The organism is Bradyrhizobium sp. UBA2491 (genome assembly GCF_002341725.1).
In the GTDB taxonomy this organism is placed as follows: Bacteria; Pseudomonadota; Alphaproteobacteria; order Rhizobiales; family Xanthobacteraceae; genus Bradyrhizobium.
In genome coordinates this window covers 49,546-66,804 of sequence record NZ_DDOP01000088.1, presented here as the reverse complement: position 1 = coordinate 66,804, position 17,259 = coordinate 49,546, and the positions used below count along the sequence as shown (strand labels likewise).

14 protein-coding genes are annotated in these 17,259 nt (G+C 65.1%); 9 read left to right on the top strand and 5 right to left on the bottom strand.

What is annotated here, in order from left to right:
- Positions 1-34 precede the first annotated feature (34 nt).
- The 5 genes from B2W55_RS29760 to B2W55_RS29740 all read right to left on the bottom strand — a co-directional run bounded on the left by B2W55_RS29760 (position 35) and on the right by B2W55_RS29740 (position 5,657).
- Complete coding sequence (locus tag B2W55_RS29760; RefSeq protein ID WP_024579310.1) at positions 35-1,027, bottom strand: ABC transporter ATP-binding protein; 993 nt, start codon at positions 1,025-1,027, stop codon at positions 35-37.
- The gene (locus tag B2W55_RS29755; protein ID WP_024579311.1) at positions 1,024-2,007 is read right to left on the bottom strand and encodes an ABC transporter ATP-binding protein; all 984 of its coding nucleotides are present in this window, start codon (positions 2,005-2,007) and stop codon (positions 1,024-1,026) included. The genes B2W55_RS29760 and B2W55_RS29755 overlap by 4 nt, the downstream gene beginning before the upstream one ends.
- Entirely contained in the window at positions 2,004-2,963 is a 960-nt protein-coding gene (locus B2W55_RS29750) for an ABC transporter permease (RefSeq protein ID WP_024579312.1), read from the bottom strand. Before B2W55_RS29750 ends, B2W55_RS29755 begins: the two co-directional genes overlap by 4 nt.
- Positions 2,964-2,974: 11 nt before the next feature.
- Positions 2,975-3,955 (bottom strand): ABC transporter permease, encoded by a 981-nt coding sequence (locus tag B2W55_RS29745; protein WP_024579313.1) that lies wholly within the window; start codon positions 3,953-3,955, stop codon positions 2,975-2,977.
- Positions 3,956-4,058: 103 nt separating this feature from the next.
- Complete coding sequence (locus tag B2W55_RS29740) at positions 4,059-5,657, bottom strand: ABC transporter substrate-binding protein (protein ID WP_024579314.1); 1,599 nt, start codon at positions 5,655-5,657, stop codon at positions 4,059-4,061.
- Positions 5,658-6,030: 373 nt separating this feature from the next.
- On the opposite strand from B2W55_RS29740, the gene B2W55_RS29735 reads away from it, so the two are divergent.
- The 9 genes from B2W55_RS29735 (at position 6,031) to B2W55_RS29695 (ending at position 17,241) form a co-directional block, all read left to right on the top strand.
- Positions 6,031-6,279 carry a DUF6489 family protein gene (locus tag B2W55_RS29735; protein ID WP_024579315.1) on the top strand — a complete coding sequence of 83 codons (249 nt, stop codon included), beginning with the start codon at positions 6,031-6,033 and terminating at the stop codon, positions 6,277-6,279.
- 8 nt (positions 6,280-6,287) lie between these two features.
- Positions 6,288-7,079: an alpha/beta fold hydrolase gene (locus B2W55_RS29730; RefSeq protein WP_024579316.1), complete on the top strand. Its 792-nt coding sequence runs from the start codon at positions 6,288-6,290 to the stop codon at positions 7,077-7,079.
- A gap of 58 nt (positions 7,080-7,137) precedes the next feature.
- Positions 7,138-8,688: a WS/DGAT/MGAT family O-acyltransferase gene (locus B2W55_RS29725; RefSeq protein ID WP_024579317.1), complete on the top strand. Its 1,551-nt coding sequence runs from the start codon at positions 7,138-7,140 to the stop codon at positions 8,686-8,688.
- Positions 8,689-8,700: 12 nt separating this feature from the next.
- Positions 8,701-9,696, top strand: coding sequence for an alpha/beta fold hydrolase (locus tag B2W55_RS29720; RefSeq protein WP_024579318.1), 996 nt, complete (start codon positions 8,701-8,703; stop codon positions 9,694-9,696).
- 144 nt (positions 9,697-9,840) lie between these two features.
- Positions 9,841-13,077, top strand: a complete 3,237-nt coding sequence (locus tag B2W55_RS29715; protein ID WP_024579319.1) for a bifunctional cytochrome P450/NADPH--P450 reductase — start codon at positions 9,841-9,843, stop codon at positions 13,075-13,077.
- Positions 13,078-13,115: 38 nt separating this feature from the next.
- Entirely contained in the window at positions 13,116-13,790 is a 675-nt protein-coding gene (locus B2W55_RS29710) for a spermidine synthase (RefSeq protein ID WP_024579320.1), read from the top strand.
- 126 nt (positions 13,791-13,916) lie between these two features.
- Positions 13,917-14,804, top strand: a complete 888-nt coding sequence (locus B2W55_RS29705; protein WP_024579321.1) for a helix-turn-helix domain-containing protein — start codon at positions 13,917-13,919, stop codon at positions 14,802-14,804.
- A 384-nt stretch (positions 14,805-15,188) separates the two neighbouring features.
- Entirely contained in the window at positions 15,189-16,313 is a 1,125-nt protein-coding gene (locus B2W55_RS29700; RefSeq protein ID WP_024579322.1) for a maleylacetate reductase, read from the top strand.
- Between the two features lie 25 nt (positions 16,314-16,338).
- Positions 16,339-17,241 carry an intradiol ring-cleavage dioxygenase gene (locus tag B2W55_RS29695; protein WP_024579323.1) on the top strand — a complete coding sequence of 301 codons (903 nt, stop codon included), beginning with the start codon at positions 16,339-16,341 and terminating at the stop codon, positions 17,239-17,241.
- The last annotated feature ends 18 nt before the right edge of the window (positions 17,242-17,259 follow it).

The following is a 17,259-nucleotide window of genomic DNA, read 5'->3' as shown; positions in this document are numbered from 1 at the left end:
CGCTTGGTGCACATGGCGGCTCCCATCCGCGTGATCACGCCGAAACGGCGGCGGGAGTGTTGACCGCGTGGCAGGCGACGCCATCGATCAGTTCCGGCGTCCTCTCGCGGCAGAGGTCGAAGGCGAGGGGGCAGCGCGGGTTGAACGAACAGCCCGGCGGCGGATTGATCGGGTTCGGGATCTCGCCCTTGACCGGAATGCGCTGGCGGCCGGACATCGCGAGGTCCGGAACCGCGCCGAGCAGCATCCTGGTGTAGGGCATCCGCGGATTCGCGAACAATTGCCGACCCTCGGCGATCTCGACGATGCGGCCGAGATACATCACGCCGATCCGGCTCGCCATGTGGCGGACGACCGCGAGGTTGTGGCTGATGAACAGGTAGGTCAGGCCGAACTTGTCCTGCAAGTCGCGCATCAGATTGAGGATCTGGGCCTGCACCGAGACGTCGAGCGCCGAGGTCGGCTCGTCGCAGACGATGAACTCGGCCTCCGACGCCAGCGCGCGGGCGATCGCGATCCGCTGGCGCTGGCCGCCGGAAAATTCATGCGGGAATTTCTGGCCGTCGTCGGGATGCAGGCCGACCAGCGACAGCAATTCGCCGACCCTGCCCTTGATGTCGCGCTCGCCCTGGATCAGGTCGAAGGCACGGATCGGCTCGGCGACGATGGCTGTGACCCGGTAGCGCGGGTTGAGGCTCGCATAGGGGTCCTGAAACACCATCTGGATGCGCCGGCGCAGCCGGCGGCGCGCCGGGGCCTGCCGCGGATCGGTCATCGAGACGCCGTCGATGACGACTTCACCCGAGCTCGGCGGCAGCAGGCCGACCACCATGCGCGCGACCGTGGTCTTGCCGGAGCCGGATTCGCCGACCAGCGCAAAGGTCTCGCCGCGCTTGATGTCGAAAGAGACGCCGTCGACCGCTTTCAGGAATTCGGGATGGCCGCCCTCGATCACACGGTTGAGCCACGGTTTCGAGACGTCGAAGACGCGGCGCAGGTTCCTGACCTCGATCAACGTCCCGCTCATACCGCCGTCTCCTTGGCCGGCGCGAACAGATGGCAGGCGACGGATTGGTTGCCCTGTCGGATCGGTTCGGGGCGTTCCACACGGCAGCGATCGAAGGCGAGCGCGCAACGCGGATTGAACGGGCAGCCCGGCGGGATCGCCGACAGCCGTGGCATCGCGCCGGGGATCTGCACCAGGCGCTTGTCCTCGCCCGCAAGCGTCGGGATCGCGCCCATCAACCCCTTGGCGTAGGGATGCAGCGGGTTGCGTACCACCTCCTGCACCGGTCCGATCTCGGCGATGCGGCCGGAATACATCACCGCGACGCGGTCGCAGGTCTCGGCGATCACGCCCATGTCGTGGGTCACCAGCATCACGGCGGTGCCGTGGTCGCGGCCGAGCCGCTTGATCAGCGCGATGATCTGCGCCTGCACCGAGACGTCGAGCGCTGTGGTCGGCTCGTCGGCGATGATCAATTCGGGCTCGGCACAGATCGCGAGCGCGATCACGACGCGCTGGCGCATGCCGCCGGAGAATTCGTGCGGGTAGCCGTCGATGCGCTTCTCCGGCGCGGGGATGCCGACTTCAGCCAGCAGATCGATGGCGCGCCTGCGCGCGGCGCTCTCGCTCAAGTCGGTGTGGGTGCGGATGGTCTCGACGATCTGGTCGCCGATCTTGTAGAGCGGATTGAGGCTGGTGAGCGGGTCCTGGAAGATCATCCCGATCCGCTTGCCCCTGATGCGGCGGATCTCTTCCGGCGGAAGATGGTCGATCCGCCTGCCCGACAGCTCGATCTCGCCGGCGGAGATGCGGCCGGGCGGATCGATCAGCCCGATCACGGCAAGGCCGGTGACCGACTTGCCGGCGCCGGACTCGCCGACCATGCCGAGCACCTCGCCCTTGGCGATGTCGAACGATACCCCGTTGATGGCACGCAAGGTGGCGCGGCGGGTGACGAACTCCACCTCGAGATTGCGCACGGAGAGAACGGGCTGGGTCATCGGAGTTTCGGGTTGAGCGCGTCGCGCAGCCAGTCGCCGAGCAGGTTGATGGAGAGGATCAGGCCCGCCAGCGCAATGCCGGGAAAGGCGACGATCCACCATTCGCCGGCGAACAGATAGTTGTTGCCGATCCGGATCAGGGTGCCGAGCGAGGGCATGGTGTCGGGCATCCCGGCGCCGAGGAACGACAGCGTCGCCTCGGTGATGATCGCGAGCGCGAGGTTGATGGTGGCGATCACCAGGATCGGGCCCATCGTGTTCGGCAGCACGTGCCGGAACATGATCTTGGGCGCCGGCAGGCCGATCAGCTGTGCCGCCGCCACATAATCCTTGTGCTTCTCGACCATCACCGAGCCGCGCACGGTGCGGGCATATTGCACCCAGAAACTGAGACCGATCGCGATGATCAGCACGCCGAACGTGCTCATCTCGTCGAGCCGGTTGCCGAGCAGCGACTTGGCAACGCCGTTGACCAGAAGCGCGATCAGGATCGCGGGGAAGGTGAGCTGGACGTCGGCGATCCGCATGATCACGGTATCGACCACGCCGCCGAAGTAGCCGGCGACCAGGCCGAGGGCGATGCCTAGCGCGCCGGCGAACACCACCCCGGCGATGCCGACCGCCAGCGAGATGCGCAGGCCGTACAGGATCGCGGAGAGCACGTCGCGGCCCTGCTCGTCGGTGCCGAGCAGGAACGGGCTCTGGCCGTCGGCGGTCCATAGCGGCGCGATCCGCGAGTTGATCAGCTGCAACTGCGCCGGATCGAACGGGTTCTGCACCGCGAACCACGACGCGAAGATCGCCAGCAGGAAGAACAGCAGCGTGATCGCGGCGGCGACCATCGTCAGCCTGGAGCGGCGGAACGAATGGAAGATGTCGCTGTCGAGCGCGCGTTTGAACCAGCCGGCAGGTGCCTGGCGAACCTCGGAGCGATCGGAGACGACGGCGTCTGACATCGGCCCGTGCCTCACGCCGCGCGGCCGACGGTCGAGCGCAAGCGCGGATCGACCACGGTGTAGAGGATGTCGACCACGAGATTGATGGTGACGAAGATCAGCGAGACCATCAGGAGATACGCGGCCATGATCGGGATATCGACGTTTTGCACGGCCTGCACGAACAGAAGTCCCATGCCCGGCCACTGGAACACGGTTTCGGTGATGATCGAGAAAGCAATAACCGAGCCAAATTGCAGCCCGGCCACCGTGATCACCGGGATGAGGGTGTTCTTCAGCGCGTGGCCGAAATGGATCGCGCGCGTGGTCAGGCCGCGGGCGCGGGCGAAGCGGATATAGTCGGTCCGCAACACTTCCAGCATTTCGGCGCGCACCAGCCGCATGATCAGGGTCATCTGGAACAGTCCGAGCGTGATCGCCGGCAGGATGATCGCCTTCCAGCCGGAGACGGTGAGGAGCCCGGTCGACCACCAGCCGAGCTTCACCACCTCGCCGCGGCCGAAGGAGGGCAGCCAGCCCAGGGTCACGGCGAACAGATAGATCAAGAGGATGCCGATCAGGAAGGTCGGCAGCGAAATGCCGATCAGCGATATCGCCTGGAATAATCTTGCCAGCATGGTGTCGCGACGCAGCGCCGAATAGACCCCCATCAGGATGCCGGCCACCATTGCAAACAGCGTCGCGCAGATCGCAAGCTCCAGCGTTGCCGGCATGCGTTCCGCCAGCAGCGACGAGACCGGTAGGCGGAACTGGTAGGACACGCCGAACTTGAACTGCATTGCATTGATGAAGTAGCGGCCGAACTGCACCAGCACGGGATCGTCAAGGCCGAGTGACCGGCGGATCTCGGCGCGCTGTGCAGCCGAGGTATCGATCGAGACCATCTGGTTCACCGGATCGCCGGCGAAGCGGAACATCGCGAACGCGATGACGCCCACGGCGAGCATCACGCCGATGGCCTGCAGAAAGCGGCGAAGAGTGAAAGCGAACATCTCTACCTTTCACTGCTTTTGACATGCGGCGCGCGGCCTTGCGCTGCCGGAAAACGAGAGGTCCCGGAAGCCTGCGCTTCCGGGACCCAATTCGCTGAAACCACTATTCACCCTGTTTGGTCGCCCAGTAGAGCAGCACCTGGTTGTCCGCGCGCTGGGTCAATTTGACCTTCTTCGACACGCCCCACACCAGCGGTTGCTGATGCAGCGGGATATAGCCGTAATCCTTGATCACGATCTCATAGGCTTGCTTGATCAGCTGGTCGCGCTTGGCGGTGTCGCTCTCGACCAGGACCTTGTCGGTGAGCGCGTCGACTTCCTTGTTGCAATAACCGCCGAGATTGGCTTCGCCCCTTGTGGGATCCTTCGGATCGTTGCGGCAGCCGAGGATATCGTGCAGCACGTTGTGGGAATCCGAGGTCGCCGGTGTCCAGCCCAGCATGAAGAACGAGGTCTGGTAGCCGCCGGGCTTCAGCACCTTGGCGAAATACTGCGCCTTCGGCTGGGCCAGCAGGTTCACCTTGATGCCGATGCGGGCCAGCATGCCGACCACCGCCTGGCAGATCTGGGCGTCGTTGACATAGCGGTCGTTCGGGCAGTCCATCGTGACCTCGAAGCCGTTCGGATAGCCGGCGTCGGCGAGCAGCTTCTTGGCGCCTTCCGGATCGAGCTTCGGTCGGGTGAATTCCTTCGACAGCGGGTAGAGTTCGGGCGCGATCATCAGCGTCGAGGGTGTCGACATGCCGCGCATGACGCGGGTCTTGATCAGATCGACGTCGATCGTCTTGTAGAAGGCTTCGCGGACGCGGATGTCCTTGAAGGGGTTCTTGCCCTTGATGTTGGAGAACAGCAGCTCGTCGCGCGCCATGTCCATGCCGATGAAGATGGTGCGGATCTCCGGACCGGTCAGCACGGTCGCGGTGCCGCTCGAATTGACGCGCTGGATGTCCTGGATCGGAACCGGCTCGATGACGTCGACGTCGCCCGAGAGCAGCGCGGCGACGCGGGTGGCGTCCGAGGCGATCGACGTGAAGATGATTTCCTTGAGATTATGCTCCGGCTTGCGCCAGTAGCCCGGGTAGACCTTGAAGACGGTCTTCACGCCGGGCTGATGGCTCTCGATCATGAAGGGGCCGGTGCCGTTCTCGTGCAGCGCCGCGTAGCTCGGCGTGGTCGCCGAGGCCGGCGTCGGTGCGACGGAGTTGTTCTCCTCGCACCATTTCTTGTCCATGATGTACCAGCTATCCCACTGCGAGGTCAGGATGGGATTGGGCGAGTCCAGCGTCACGTCGACCGTATAGTCGTCGACTTTGGTGAACTTGGCGTCGGGTGGGACATTGCTGAGGAAGTTGGAGCCCTTGGCGCGGACGCGATCGGCGGAAAACAGCACGTCGTCGGCGGTGAAGGGGTCGCCATTGTGGAATTTCACGCCCTTGCGCAGATGGAAGCGCCACTTGGTCGGGCTCAGCGTCTCCCAGCTTTCCGCCAGCGCCGGGATGATCTTCAGGTTCTTGTCGCGCGCCACCAAGCCTTCATAGACATGGCCATGATGCGCGATCGTGGTGGTTTCCTTCAGCGTATAAGGATCCAGCGACTTCAGCTCGCCCTGGTTGGCATATCTCAAGGTCTGGGCCGACGCCGGCGATGCAAAGGCGACGAGTGCGGCAGTGGCCGCCGCGAACAAACTCCAACGTACCGACATGTGAACCCGCGTCCCCGTTTTTATCCGCCGGCTGCTTTGTCCGGCTGGTATTATTGATGCATGTTGCCAGAGTTTAACGGCCGCGCAAGCGCGATTTCCCCGAGGGGCACCCGTTCGCGCTGGTGCAGCGCAGTGCGGCGCGGTCGAGCATAGGCGGCCGGGACGAGCGCGTGACATTCGACTTTCGGACCGCCGCTCGCCGGTTACGGAATGATCGCCGACGAGCCGTGCATGCCGGCCGCCGCAAACGGTTTGGTTGACCATAACGGATGATTGAGGCCGACTGCACCATGGGGCAGCCAAGGCTCGCTTGCGCAACGCACCCCGACGCGGCGATACTGAGCCGGGCCAAGGCGCATTTGAGGAGGTGGATATGAAGGTCAATGTCGAGATAGATTGTACGCCCCTTGAAGCGCGGCAATTCTTCGGTCTGCCGGATGTGGCGCCGATGCAGGCCGCCGTCATGGACAAGCTGCAGCAGCAGATGACGTCGAACATCGACAAGATCTCGCCGGAATCGCTGATGCAGAGCTGGTTCACCTTCGATCCCAAGCTCGCCGAGCGCTTCCAGGACATGTTCGCGGCAATGGCCGGCTTCGGCAGCGTGGCCAAGAAGAAATAGTGACCGGCATGGACAGGAGCGTTGAAGGGACCGAGCGCCGGTTGCGTCCGCCAAGCCTGTTCCTGATGCTGGCGGAAGGCCGCGGGCTGCTCGAACTCAATTCGAGCCTGCTGCTTTCGCCGCTGCTGATGCAGGCGCCGAAAGGCGACGGTCATCCGGTGCTGGCGCTGCCCGGCTTCCTTGCCAGCGACCTTTCGATGGCGCCGATGCGGCGCTACCTGAAGCAGCTCGGCTATGACGCCTACGCCTGGAACATGGGCCGCAATTTCGGCGGCATCGCCTCCAGGCGGGACGCGCTGCGTGACCTGCTGAAGCGGATCCACGAGGCCTCCGGGCGCAAGGTTTCGATCATCGGCTGGAGCCTCGGCGGCGTCTACGCGCGCGACCTGGCATCGCAGATGCCGGAGCTGGTGCGCTCCGTCATCACGCTCGGCAGTCCGTTCGCCGACGACATCCGTGCCACCAACGCGACCCGGCTGTACGAGCTGCTCTCCGGTGAGAGGGTGGACGATATCCCGGAGATTCGCGCGGCGATCGCGGGCGACATGCCGGTGCCGGCAACCTCGATCTATTCCCGCACCGACGGCATCGTGAACTGGCGGACGTCGCGGCTGCGGCCGTCGGCAACCGCGGAGAACATCGAGGTGCATTTCGCCAGTCATCTCGGTCTCGGGGTCAACCCCGCGGCGCTGTGGGCCATCGCGGACCGGCTGGCGCAGCCGGAAGGCGAGTTCCGGCATTTTGACCGGTCGGGCCCCTTTGCCATTGCCTACGGGGCGGCAGAACAGGCACTATCCTGACCAGACGACGAGAAGCGCCGCCAAGGCGCCCGCGTGAGTTGGCTCTCGGGAGGAGATCATGAGCGACGCCAAGAAGCTGTCCTCGCTGGACGCATCGTTTCTGTATCTGGAAACGCCGGAAATGCCGATGCATGTCGGCAGCATGGCGATCTTCCGGCTGCCCGACGGCTACAAGGGCGACTTCTTCGAGGAGTTCAAGGCGATGATCGCCTCGCGGCTGCACATCGCGCCGATCCTCAAGGCGCGCTTGCAGAAGGCGCCGCTCGACATCGATCATCCGTCCTGGGTCGAGGACGACCAGTTCGACATCGACCGCCACATCTTCCGTGCCAGCCTGCCGGCGCCGCGCGACCGCGCCACCCTGGAACGGATCGTCGGCTGGATGCACGCCAAGCTGTTGAACCGCGCCCGCCCGCTCTGGGAGTTCTACGTCTTCGAGGGCATGAAGGACAATGAGATCGGGCTCTATTCCAAGATGCACCACGCCTGCATCGATGGCGGCGCCGGTGCCGCGCTGACCAGCATGATCTACGACCTGACGCCGGTGCCGCGCGAGATCGAGCCGCCAAGCGCAAAGAAGGTCGCGCCGGAGCCGCGCGACATCGCGGCCAATCTGATCGACGCCTATCAGCAGCTCTGGACCCAGCCGTTCGAGGCGGCGGCCGCCGCGCAGAAGAGCCTGGAGCTGCCGCGCTCCGGCAAGAGCGACCTCGGTTCGATCCTGTTCGACAACGCCATGTTCCAGATCGAGAGCGCGGTGAAGTTCGCCGGGTCGATGCCGACGGTCTTGAAGAGCCTGTCCGACGTCGTCGCCAAGGTCGCCGATCCCAGGTCGCGCGAGAGCCTGCAAGCGATGGCCTCGCCGCCGACCATCCTCAACAAGGCGATTTCGTCGGAGCGCAGCTTTGCCGGCACCTCGATCTCGCTGTCGCGCGCCAAGGCGCTGGCCAAGGCCTCGGGCGGCAAGCTCAACGACGTCGTGCTGGCGCTCGCCTCCGGCGTGGTGCGGCGCTATCTGATCAGCCAGGGCGCGTTGCCGAACAAGTCGCTGACGGCCGGGGTGCCGATCTCGCTGCGCGAGGAAGGCAATGCCGATTCCAACAACCAGGTGTTCGGCATGATCTGCTCGATTGCGAGCGACATCGAGGACCCCAAGAAGCGGCTGGAAACCATCATCGCGCAGTCGACCAAGTCCAAGGAGATGTCGCATCCGCTGCGTGCCCTGATGCCGCAGGTTTCCAACATCTCGATGTTGGGCGCGCCGATCCTGGTGCAGATCATGGCGCTGCTGTACAGCCGCTCCGACCTCTCCAACGTGCTGCCCCCGGCCACCAACATCACGGTCTCGAACGTGCCGGGACCGCGGCAGACGCTGTATGCGGCGGGCGCCGAGCTGCTGCACATCTTCCCGGTCTCGATCTCGACCCACGGCATTGCACTCAACATCACCGTGCAAAGCTACCGCGATCAGCTCGATTTCGGCTTCATCGTGGGTGCCAACATCATTCCCCATGTGCAGGTGATGTGTGACATGCTGCCGCTCGAGTTCGATGCACTCGAGGCGGCGTTCGCTCCCCCGCCTGCGGACATCAAGGGCGCGGCCGAATAGGAATTGCTGTCAATGATCGAAATGCCACCGCTCCAGTTCGCCGAGACGAACGGCATCCGCATGGGGTTTTACGAAGCGGGCCCGAAGACCGACACGCCGCCTGTGGTGCTCTGCCACGGCTGGCCCGAACTGGCGTTCTCCTGGCGTCACCAGATCAAGGCGCTGGGCGAGGCTGGCATCCGGGTGATCGCACCCGATCAGCGCGGCTATGGCGCGACCGACCGGCCGGAGCCGGTCGAAGCCTACGACATGGAGCACCTGACCGGTGATCTCGTCGGCCTGCTCGACCATCTCAAGATCGACAAGGCGATCTTCGTCGGTCACGACTGGGGCGGATTCGTCGTCTGGCAGATGCCGCTACGATACCCGTCACGGGTCGCCGGTGTCGTCGGCGTCAACACGCCGCATTGGGACCGCGCGCCTGTCGACCCGATCGCGCTGTTTCGGCAGCGCTTCGGCGACCAGATGTACATCGTCCAGTTTCAGGATCCGGCGCGCGAACCCGACCGCATCTTCGGCAGCAGGGTCGAGCAGACCTTCGATGCCTTCATGCGCAAGCCGGCGCCGCGTCCCGCCGATGCGCCGCCCGAACAGCCGATCGCGGGCGTCGGCGCATCGGCCCGGCTCAATCTGGCGTTCCCGCAGATGATCGCGAATTACGATGCCAGGCATGATCCACGCACGCCGATCCTGTCGGCGGAGGAGAAGAAGGTGTTCGTCGACACTTTCACCGGGACCGGCTTCACCGGCGGCATCAACTGGTATCGCAATTTCACCCGCAACTGGGAACGCTCGGCCGGACTGGATCACAATGTGCGGGTGCCGTCGCTGATGATCATGGCCGAGAACGACGCGGTGCTGCCGCCCTCGGCCGCCGATGGCATGGAGAGGCTGGTGCCGGACCTCGAGAAATACCTGGTCAAGGACAGCGGCCATTGGACGCAGCAGGAAAAGCCTGACGAAGTCAGCGCCAAGCTGATCGAATGGCGCAAGAGACGATTTGGTTGACGACCGGCGGTCGTCATTCCGGGGCGCGCGTAGCGCGAGCCCGGAATCCATAACCATGATCGTGAGTATGGATTCCGGGCCTGCGCCTGCGGCGCATCCCGGAATAACGAGCGGGATTGAAGCGACACAGGGGGCACTTCCAAGATGGCGTCCGGCAACAGACTGAGTCCGATCCCGCATCCGCCGACGAAGCCGGTGGTCGGCAACATGCTGTCGCTGGATTCGACCGCGCCGGTGCAGCATCTGGTGAAGCTCTCCAAGGAGTTCGGGCCGATCTTCTGGCTCGACATGATGGGCGCGCCGATCGTGATCGTGTCCGGCCACGATCTGGTCGATGAACTTTCCGACGAGAAGCGTTTCGACAAGGCGGTGCGCGGCTCGCTGCGCCGGGTGCGCGCGGTCGGCGGCGACGGGCTGTTCACCGCCGACACCAGGGAGCCGAACTGGAGCAAGGCGCACAACATCCTGATGCAGCCGTTCGGCAATCGCGCCATGCAGTCGTATCACCCGAGCATGGTCGATATCGCCGAGCAGCTGGTCAAGAAATGGGAGCGCCTCAACGCCGACGAGGAGATCGAGGTCGTCCACGACATGACGGCGCTGACCCTCGACACCATCGGCCTCTGCGGTTTCGATTACCGGTTCAATTCGTTCTATCGCCGCGACTATCACCCCTTCGTGGAATCGCTGGTGCGCTCGCTCGAAACCATCATGATGACCCGCGGCCTGCCGCTCGAAGGCCTGTGGATGCAGAAGCGCCGCAAGACGCTGACCGACGACGTCGCCTTCATGAACAAGATGGTCGACGAGATCATCGCGGAGCGGCGCGGCAATACCGCTGCGACCGAAGACAAGAAGGACATGCTGGCGGCGATGATGACCGGCGTCGACCGCGCCACCGGCGAGCAGCTCGACGACGTCAACATCCGCTACCAGATCAATACGTTTTTGATCGCCGGCCACGAGACCACCAGCGGTCTGCTGTCGTGCACGATCTACGCGCTGCTCAAGCATCCCGAGGTGCTGAAGAAGGCCTATGAGGAGGTCGATCGCGTCCTCGGCCCCGACGTCGATGCCAGGCCGACCTATCAGCAGGTGACGCAGCTCACCTACATCACCCAATGCCTGAAGGAGGCGCTGCGGCTGTGGCCGCCGGCGCCGGCCTATGGCATCGCGCCGCTCAACGACGAGACGATCGGCGGCAAATACAAGCTGAAGAAGAACACGTTCATCACCATACTGGTGATGGCGCTGCACCGCGATCCCTCGGTCTGGGGGCCGAACCCCGACGTATTCGATCCCGAGAATTTCAGCCGCGAGGCCGAAGCCAATCGCCCGATCAATGCCTGGAAGCCGTTCGGTAACGGCCAGCGCGCCTGCATCGGGCGTGGCTTTGCCATGCACGAGGCGGCGCTCGCGATCGGGATGATCCTGCAACGCTTCAAGCTGCTCGACGTGCATCGCTACCAGATGCATCTGAAGGAGACGCTGACCGTCAAGCCCGACGGCTTCAGGATCAAGGTGCGGCCGCGTGACGACAAGGATCGCGGCGCATTCGCCGGCAGCACGGGCGTGGTTGCGGCCGCCGCGCCGAAGGCACCGCGCGCACCGACCACGCGGCCCGGCCACAACACGCCGATGCTCGTGCTCTACGGCTCCAACCTCGGCTCGGCCGAGGAACTGGCGACCCGCATGGCCGATCTGTCCGAGATCAATGGCTTTGCCACCCGGCTTGGCCCGCTGGACGACTATGTCGGCAAGCTGCCGGAGGAGGGCGGGGTCCTGATCATCTGCGCCTCCTACAATGGCGCGGCGCCGGACAACGCGACGCAATTCGTCAAATGGCTCGAAAGCGACCTGCCGAAGGATGCCTTTGCCAAGGTGCGCTACGCCGTGTTCGGCTGCGGCAACAGCGATTGGGCCGCGACCTACCAGTCGGTGCCGCGCTTGATCGATGAGCAATTGACCAAGCATGGCGCACGCGCGGTCTATCCGCGCGGCGAGGGCGATGCGCGCAGCGATCTCGACGGCCAGTTCCAGAAATGGTTCCCGGAAGCGGCGAAGGTCGCGACCAAGGAATTCGGCATCGACTGGAATTTCACCCGCACCGCCGAGGACGAGCCGCTCTACGCGATCGAGCCGGTAGCGCAGGGCGCGGTCAACACCATCGTGACGCAGGGCGGCGCGGTGCAGATGAAGGTGCTCGCCAACACCGAGTTGCAGACCAAGGACGGCGCCCATCCATCGGAGCGTTCGACCCGGCATATCGAGGTCGAGCTGCCGGCTACCCTGAAATATCGCGTCGGCGATCATCTCAGCGTGGTGCCGCGCAACGATCCGACCCTGGTCGATTCCGTTGCGCGCCGGTTCGGCTTCCTGCCCGCCGACCAGATCCGTTTGCAGGTCTCGGAAGGCCGCCGCGCGCAACTGCCGGTCGGCAACGCGGTGTCGGTCGGGCGGCTGCTCACCGAGTTCGTCGAGTTGCAGCAGGTCGCGACCCGCAAGCAGATCCAGATCATGGCCGAGCACACCCGCTGCCCGGTGACCAAGCCGAAACTGATGGCCTATGTCGGCGACGACGACGCCTCGGCCGAGCGCTATCGGAGCGAGGTGCTGGCCAGGCGCAAATCGGTGTTCGACCTGCTCGAGGAACATCCGGCCTGCGAGCTGCCGTTCCATCTCTATCTCGAAATGTTGTCGCTGCTGGCGCCGCGCTATTACTCGATCTCGTCGTCCCCGGCCGGCGAGGCGCAGCATTGCAGCGTCACCGTCGGCGTGGTCGAAGCGCCCGCCAGCTCGGGCCACGGCATCTACAAGGGCGTCTGCTCGAACTATCTGGCGCGCCGCCGCGCCGGCGACACCGTTCATGCCACCATCAAGGAGACCAAGGCCGGCTTCCGCCTGCCGGACGACAATGCCGTGCCGATCATCATGATCGGGCCGGGCACCGGGCTCGCGCCGTTCCGCGGCTTCTTGCAGGAGCGTGCTGCGCGCAAGGCGCAGGGCGCGACGCTGGGCCCCGCGATGCTGTTCTTCGGCTGCCGTCATCCGGAGCAGGATTTCATCTATGCGGATGAGCTGAAGGCGTTTGCGGCCGATGGCGTCGCCGAGCTCCACACTGCATTCTCGCGCGCCGAGGGGCCGAAGACCTATGTGCAACACCTCGTCGCCGCGCAGAAGGATCGGGTCTGGGAGCTGATCGAGAACGGCGCGATCGTCTATGTCTGCGGTGACGGCGGCAAGATGGAGCCGGACGTCAAGGCGACCTTGATGTCGATCTATCGCGAGCGCAGCGGTGCCGATGCCGCCGCGGCCACGCGCTGGATCGAGGAGATGGGAACCAGGAACCGCTACGTGCTCGACGTCTGGGCTGGCGGCTAGCCTTCGGCAAAGGCGCCGGCCATGCTAGAAGCCGCGGCATGATTCCCTGGGAAAAGATCGACACCGCGGGCATTCCCGGCACCGAAGGCGAACTGCGTCTGATGCGGCGTGGCCGCGAATTCTCGATCATGCTCGGTACCAACGAGCTGATGAACAGCCGCCTGTCGGGCTCGGAAGAGGCGCTGGCGACACTTGCGGCGAAGAAGATCGACAAGGTCGAGCGGCCGCATTTTCTGATCGGCGGCCTTGGCATGGGCTTCACGCTGCGGGCAGCGCTCAAGGTGCTCGGACCTGAAGCGACCGTCACGGTGTCCGAACTCGTGCCGGCGGTCGTCACCTGGGCGCGAGGCCCGATGGCCGCGATCTTCGGCGACAGCCTGAGCGATCCGCGCGTGAGCATCAAGGAGGTGGATGTCGCCGATGTGATCGAGCGTCATCCACGCAGCTTCGATGCCATTCTCCTTGATGTCGACAACGGCCCCGAGGGCCTGACCCGCAAGGCCAATGACGCGCTGTACGATGTCTCCGGGCTGAAGCTCGCACACACCGCGCTGCGGCGCGGCGGAGTGCTCGCGGTCTGGTCCTCCGGCCCGAATGCCAAGTTCCCGAAATCGCTGTCCCGGGCTGGGTTCGCGGTCAACGAAATTGCCGTCCGCGCCACCGGCCGGGGCCGCGGTGTACGGCACGTGATCTGGATCGCGGTGAAGGAGTAATCGGCGCCGCTATTGCGATGCAGCAAGATTGCTGGCTGGGCGTCCTTGTTCTGATTGTATTGAAAATCCGGGGCCGTTGGGTTTCACTCGGCGGCACGTGAAGCCTCGAGCCCTTTGGTCTGTCGGATGCAGGCGACGTCGAATTTCGGGGTGCAGGAGACGCACGGGATCCTGAACCGCTTCCAGGCTGATTTCCGCGGCTCGAGCGAGGGGCTCGGCTGGTCGTCGGCGTTCGCGTCGGTGCAGCGCGAACGGCCGTTTGACGGGCATTTCCACGCACTCTCCGACAATCTCATGGTGCTGCATCGGGGCGGTCCGGTCGAGATCACCTATGTGATGGACGGCAAGTCGGTGGCCAGGCAGATCCCGCGCGGCGGCGTGTTCTTCCTGCCGGCGGGGCACGCCTGCAACGTGGTGCTGCGCGAGGCGCTGGAATCCACCCACATCTATCTGCGGTCCGATCTGTTCGCGGGCCGGGAGGGCGCGTCCAGCCTGGTCGGCGGGCTGGCGCCGATGCTCGGCGATCAGGATGCCGTGCTCGAACATCTCGCCGCGGCGATCGGCGAGACCATCACCAGCGGCCTGCCGGCCTCGTCGCTGTTCGTCGATCCGATCGCGCAGGCGATCGCCAACCGCTTTGTCGCGATCAATTTCCACAAGCCGAGCGTCGAGGCCGGCAAGCATCCGAACCTGCTCAGCGTCAGGCAGATGGCGCGCATCCGCGAGTTCGTCGATACCAATCTCGAGACCGATATCCGGCTCGACCAGCTGGCCGAGCTGTGCGGCCGCAGCACCGAATATTTCGTGCGCCTGTTCAAGGCCACCAGCGGCATCTCGCCCTACCAATACGTGCTCAATCTGCGCATCGAGCGCGCCAGGGCGCTGCTCGCCGACGAGACGCAGAGCCTCGCCGACATCGCGCTGGCCTGCGGCTTCTCGCATCAGGAGCATTTCACGCGCATGTTCCGCCGCTTCACCGGCGTGACGCCGGGACGATACCGGCGCAGCCACTAAAGCCTCATGAGATTGGGTTGAGCTGGAACGGCGTCGGAGGTTCACCTCTCCCTTGGGAGAGGTCGATTTGCGCAGCAAATCGGGTGAGGGGTTACGGTCTATCGAGAGAGCAAGAGCCCTCACCCGGATTGCTTCGCAATCCGACCTCTCCCCGGCGGGGAGAGGTGAAGCAAGACCGCACCAAGCCGATTCAGCCGAAACTCATCCCGCTTTAGCACGCTGCGAGCCGGGACGGTGAGGGCGCTGCCTCGCCGTATCCCCACTGACGATTTTTCCGGTTTTGTGCAGATTCTCACCGGTTTCGTGCAGGCCCGCGACCGCCGCCCGCCGCTAGCTTCTCCCAACAAAACGAGATGTGCCGGTCCGCCGGCTGGGAGAAATGCCATGAGCATCGCAGCGTTCGATGCCGTACGCCCGCCGATCGCGGCGGCTGGAGATGCCGGCAGCGGCACGTTCGCCTATTGCTCGCAGCAATATCGCGTGCTGTTCGGCGCCGGCACCTCGGCGCGGCTGGGCGAGGAGGCCGAGCGCCTCGGCATCAAGCGGGCGCTGGTGCTGACCACCCCCGAGCAGCAGGACCTCGGACACCGGCTCGGCGCGGGCCTCGGCGACCGGCTCGCAGGGTTATTTGCCGGCGCGCGCATGCATACGCCGGTCGAGGTCACCAACGAAGCGCTTCGCATCGTGGAATCCCGCGACATCGACGGGCTGGTCGCGATCGGCGGCGGCTCGACGGTCGGGCTCGGCAAGGCATTGTCGCTGCGCACCGGGCTGCCGCATCTCGCCGTCCCGACCACCTATGCCGGCTCGGAGATGACGCCGATCCTCGGTGAGACCGCCAACGGCATCAAGACCACGCAGCATTCCCAGGATCTGGTGCCGGACGCCGTCATCTACGACGTCGACCTCACCGTCAGCCTGCCGCCGCATGTCTCCGCCGCCAGCGGCCTGAATGCGATCGCCCATGCAGTCGAGGCGCTCTATGCGCCGGACGCCAATCCGCTGACCTCGCTGATGGCGGAAGACGGCATCGCCGCGCTCGCCCGCGCGCTGCCGCGCATCGTGGCCGAGCCTGCCGATCCCGTCGCGCGGCGCGACGCGCTCTACGGCGCCTGGCTGTGCGGCGTCTGCCTCGGCGCGGTCGGGATGTCGCTGCACCACAAGCTCTGCCACGTGCTGGGCGGCATGTTCAACCTGCCGCACGCCGAAACCCATGCGATCGTGCTGCCGCATGCGACCGGCTACAACGCCGCCGCGGCACCGGAGGCGATGACCCGGATCGCGCGCGCGCTGCGTACCGATGATGCGCCGCAAGGCCTGTTCGAGCTGGCGCAGCGGCTCGCACTGCCGCGCCGGCTGGCCGACATCGGAATGCCCGAGGACGGCATCGCGCGCTCCGCCGAGATGGCGGTGCGCAACCCCTATGCCAATCCAAGACCTGTGGAGCGCGTCGCGATCCAGCACCTGATCGCGGCGGCCTGGCGCGGCGACGCGCCCGCACGGCACTGACTTCTCAAGATCAAAGGACAACACGATGACCAATTTCAACGAGCACGATCTCACCGACGAAGTGATCAGCAGCTTCGCCAACACGCCGAACCCACGGCTGAAATTCCTCATCGAGGAGACGGTGAAGTCGTTGCACGACCTGGTGCGCCGCACCGAGCTTACCTTCGAGGAATGGAATCAGGCGATCGAGTTCCTGACCCGCACCGGCCAGACCTGCACGCCGCTGCGCCAGGAGTTCATCCTGCTGTCCGACGTGCTCGGCGTCTCGATGCTGGTCGACGCGGTCAACCATCGCGAGCGCGAGGGCGCGACCGAGACCACGGTGCTCGGGCCGTTCTATGTCGGCGAGCACCGCGTCACGCCGCACGGCGCCAATATCTCGGAGGGGATCGACGGCGAAGTGATGTTCGTACAGAGCCGCGTCACCGATCTTGCCGGCAAGCCGCTCGCCGGCGCCGAGATCGACGTCTGGCATGCCGACGATGACGGCTTCTACGATTCGCAGAAAGCGGACTACGCCGCGCATGGTCCGTCGCTGCGGGCGCGCTTCGTCACCGATGCCGACGGCCGCTTTTCGTTCCGCACCATCCTGCCGTGCAGCTATCCGATCCCGACCGACGGCCCGGTCGGCGCCCTGATCACCGCGACCAAACGTCATCCGATGCGGCCGGCGCATGTGCACTTCCTGGTCAAGGCCGAGGGCTACGAGCCGCTGATTACCCACGTCTTCCTCGATGGCGACGAGTATCTGCGCAGCGACGTGGTGTTCGGCGTCAAGGACGAACTCGTGGCCCGCGTCGAGCCGAAGCGCGATCCGGTGCTGCCGAACAGCGAGCGGGTCTCCGGCCCGTGGCACCTGATGACCTACGATTTCCAGATGAAGCCGGGCGCCGGCCTGGTGCCGCAGCCGATGATGGCCGCGGAATAACGATCACAACCAACAACA

Bases quoted from the DNA above. Each gene is read 5' to 3' on its own strand.
- B2W55_RS29720 (WP_024579318.1), top strand. From the start codon at position 8,701: ATGATCGAAATGCCACCGCTCCAGTTCGCCGAGACGAACGGCATCCGC.
- B2W55_RS29715 (WP_024579319.1), top strand. From the start codon at position 9,841: ATGGCGTCCGGCAACAGACTGAGTCCGATCCCGCATCCGCCGACGAAG.
- B2W55_RS29745 (WP_024579313.1), bottom strand. From the start codon at position 3,955: ATGTTCGCTTTCACTCTTCGCCGCTTTCTGCAGGCCATCGGCGTGATG.
- B2W55_RS29710 (WP_024579320.1), top strand. From the start codon at position 13,116: ATGATTCCCTGGGAAAAGATCGACACCGCGGGCATTCCCGGCACCGAA.
- B2W55_RS29735 (WP_024579315.1), top strand. From the start codon at position 6,031: ATGAAGGTCAATGTCGAGATAGATTGTACGCCCCTTGAAGCGCGGCAA.
- B2W55_RS29730 (WP_024579316.1), top strand. From the start codon at position 6,288: ATGGACAGGAGCGTTGAAGGGACCGAGCGCCGGTTGCGTCCGCCAAGC.
- B2W55_RS29750 (WP_024579312.1), bottom strand. From the start codon at position 2,963: ATGTCAGACGCCGTCGTCTCCGATCGCTCCGAGGTTCGCCAGGCACCT.
- B2W55_RS29740 (WP_024579314.1), bottom strand. From the start codon at position 5,657: ATGTCGGTACGTTGGAGTTTGTTCGCGGCGGCCACTGCCGCACTCGTC.
- B2W55_RS29705 (WP_024579321.1), top strand. From the start codon at position 13,917: ATGCAGGCGACGTCGAATTTCGGGGTGCAGGAGACGCACGGGATCCTG.
- B2W55_RS29755 (WP_024579311.1), bottom strand. From the start codon at position 2,007: ATGACCCAGCCCGTTCTCTCCGTGCGCAATCTCGAGGTGGAGTTCGTC.
- B2W55_RS29725 (WP_024579317.1), top strand. From the start codon at position 7,138: ATGAGCGACGCCAAGAAGCTGTCCTCGCTGGACGCATCGTTTCTGTAT.
- B2W55_RS29700 (WP_024579322.1), top strand. From the start codon at position 15,189: ATGAGCATCGCAGCGTTCGATGCCGTACGCCCGCCGATCGCGGCGGCT.
- B2W55_RS29695 (WP_024579323.1), top strand. From the start codon at position 16,339: ATGACCAATTTCAACGAGCACGATCTCACCGACGAAGTGATCAGCAGC.
- B2W55_RS29760 (WP_024579310.1), bottom strand. From the start codon at position 1,027: ATGAGCGGGACGTTGATCGAGGTCAGGAACCTGCGCCGCGTCTTCGAC.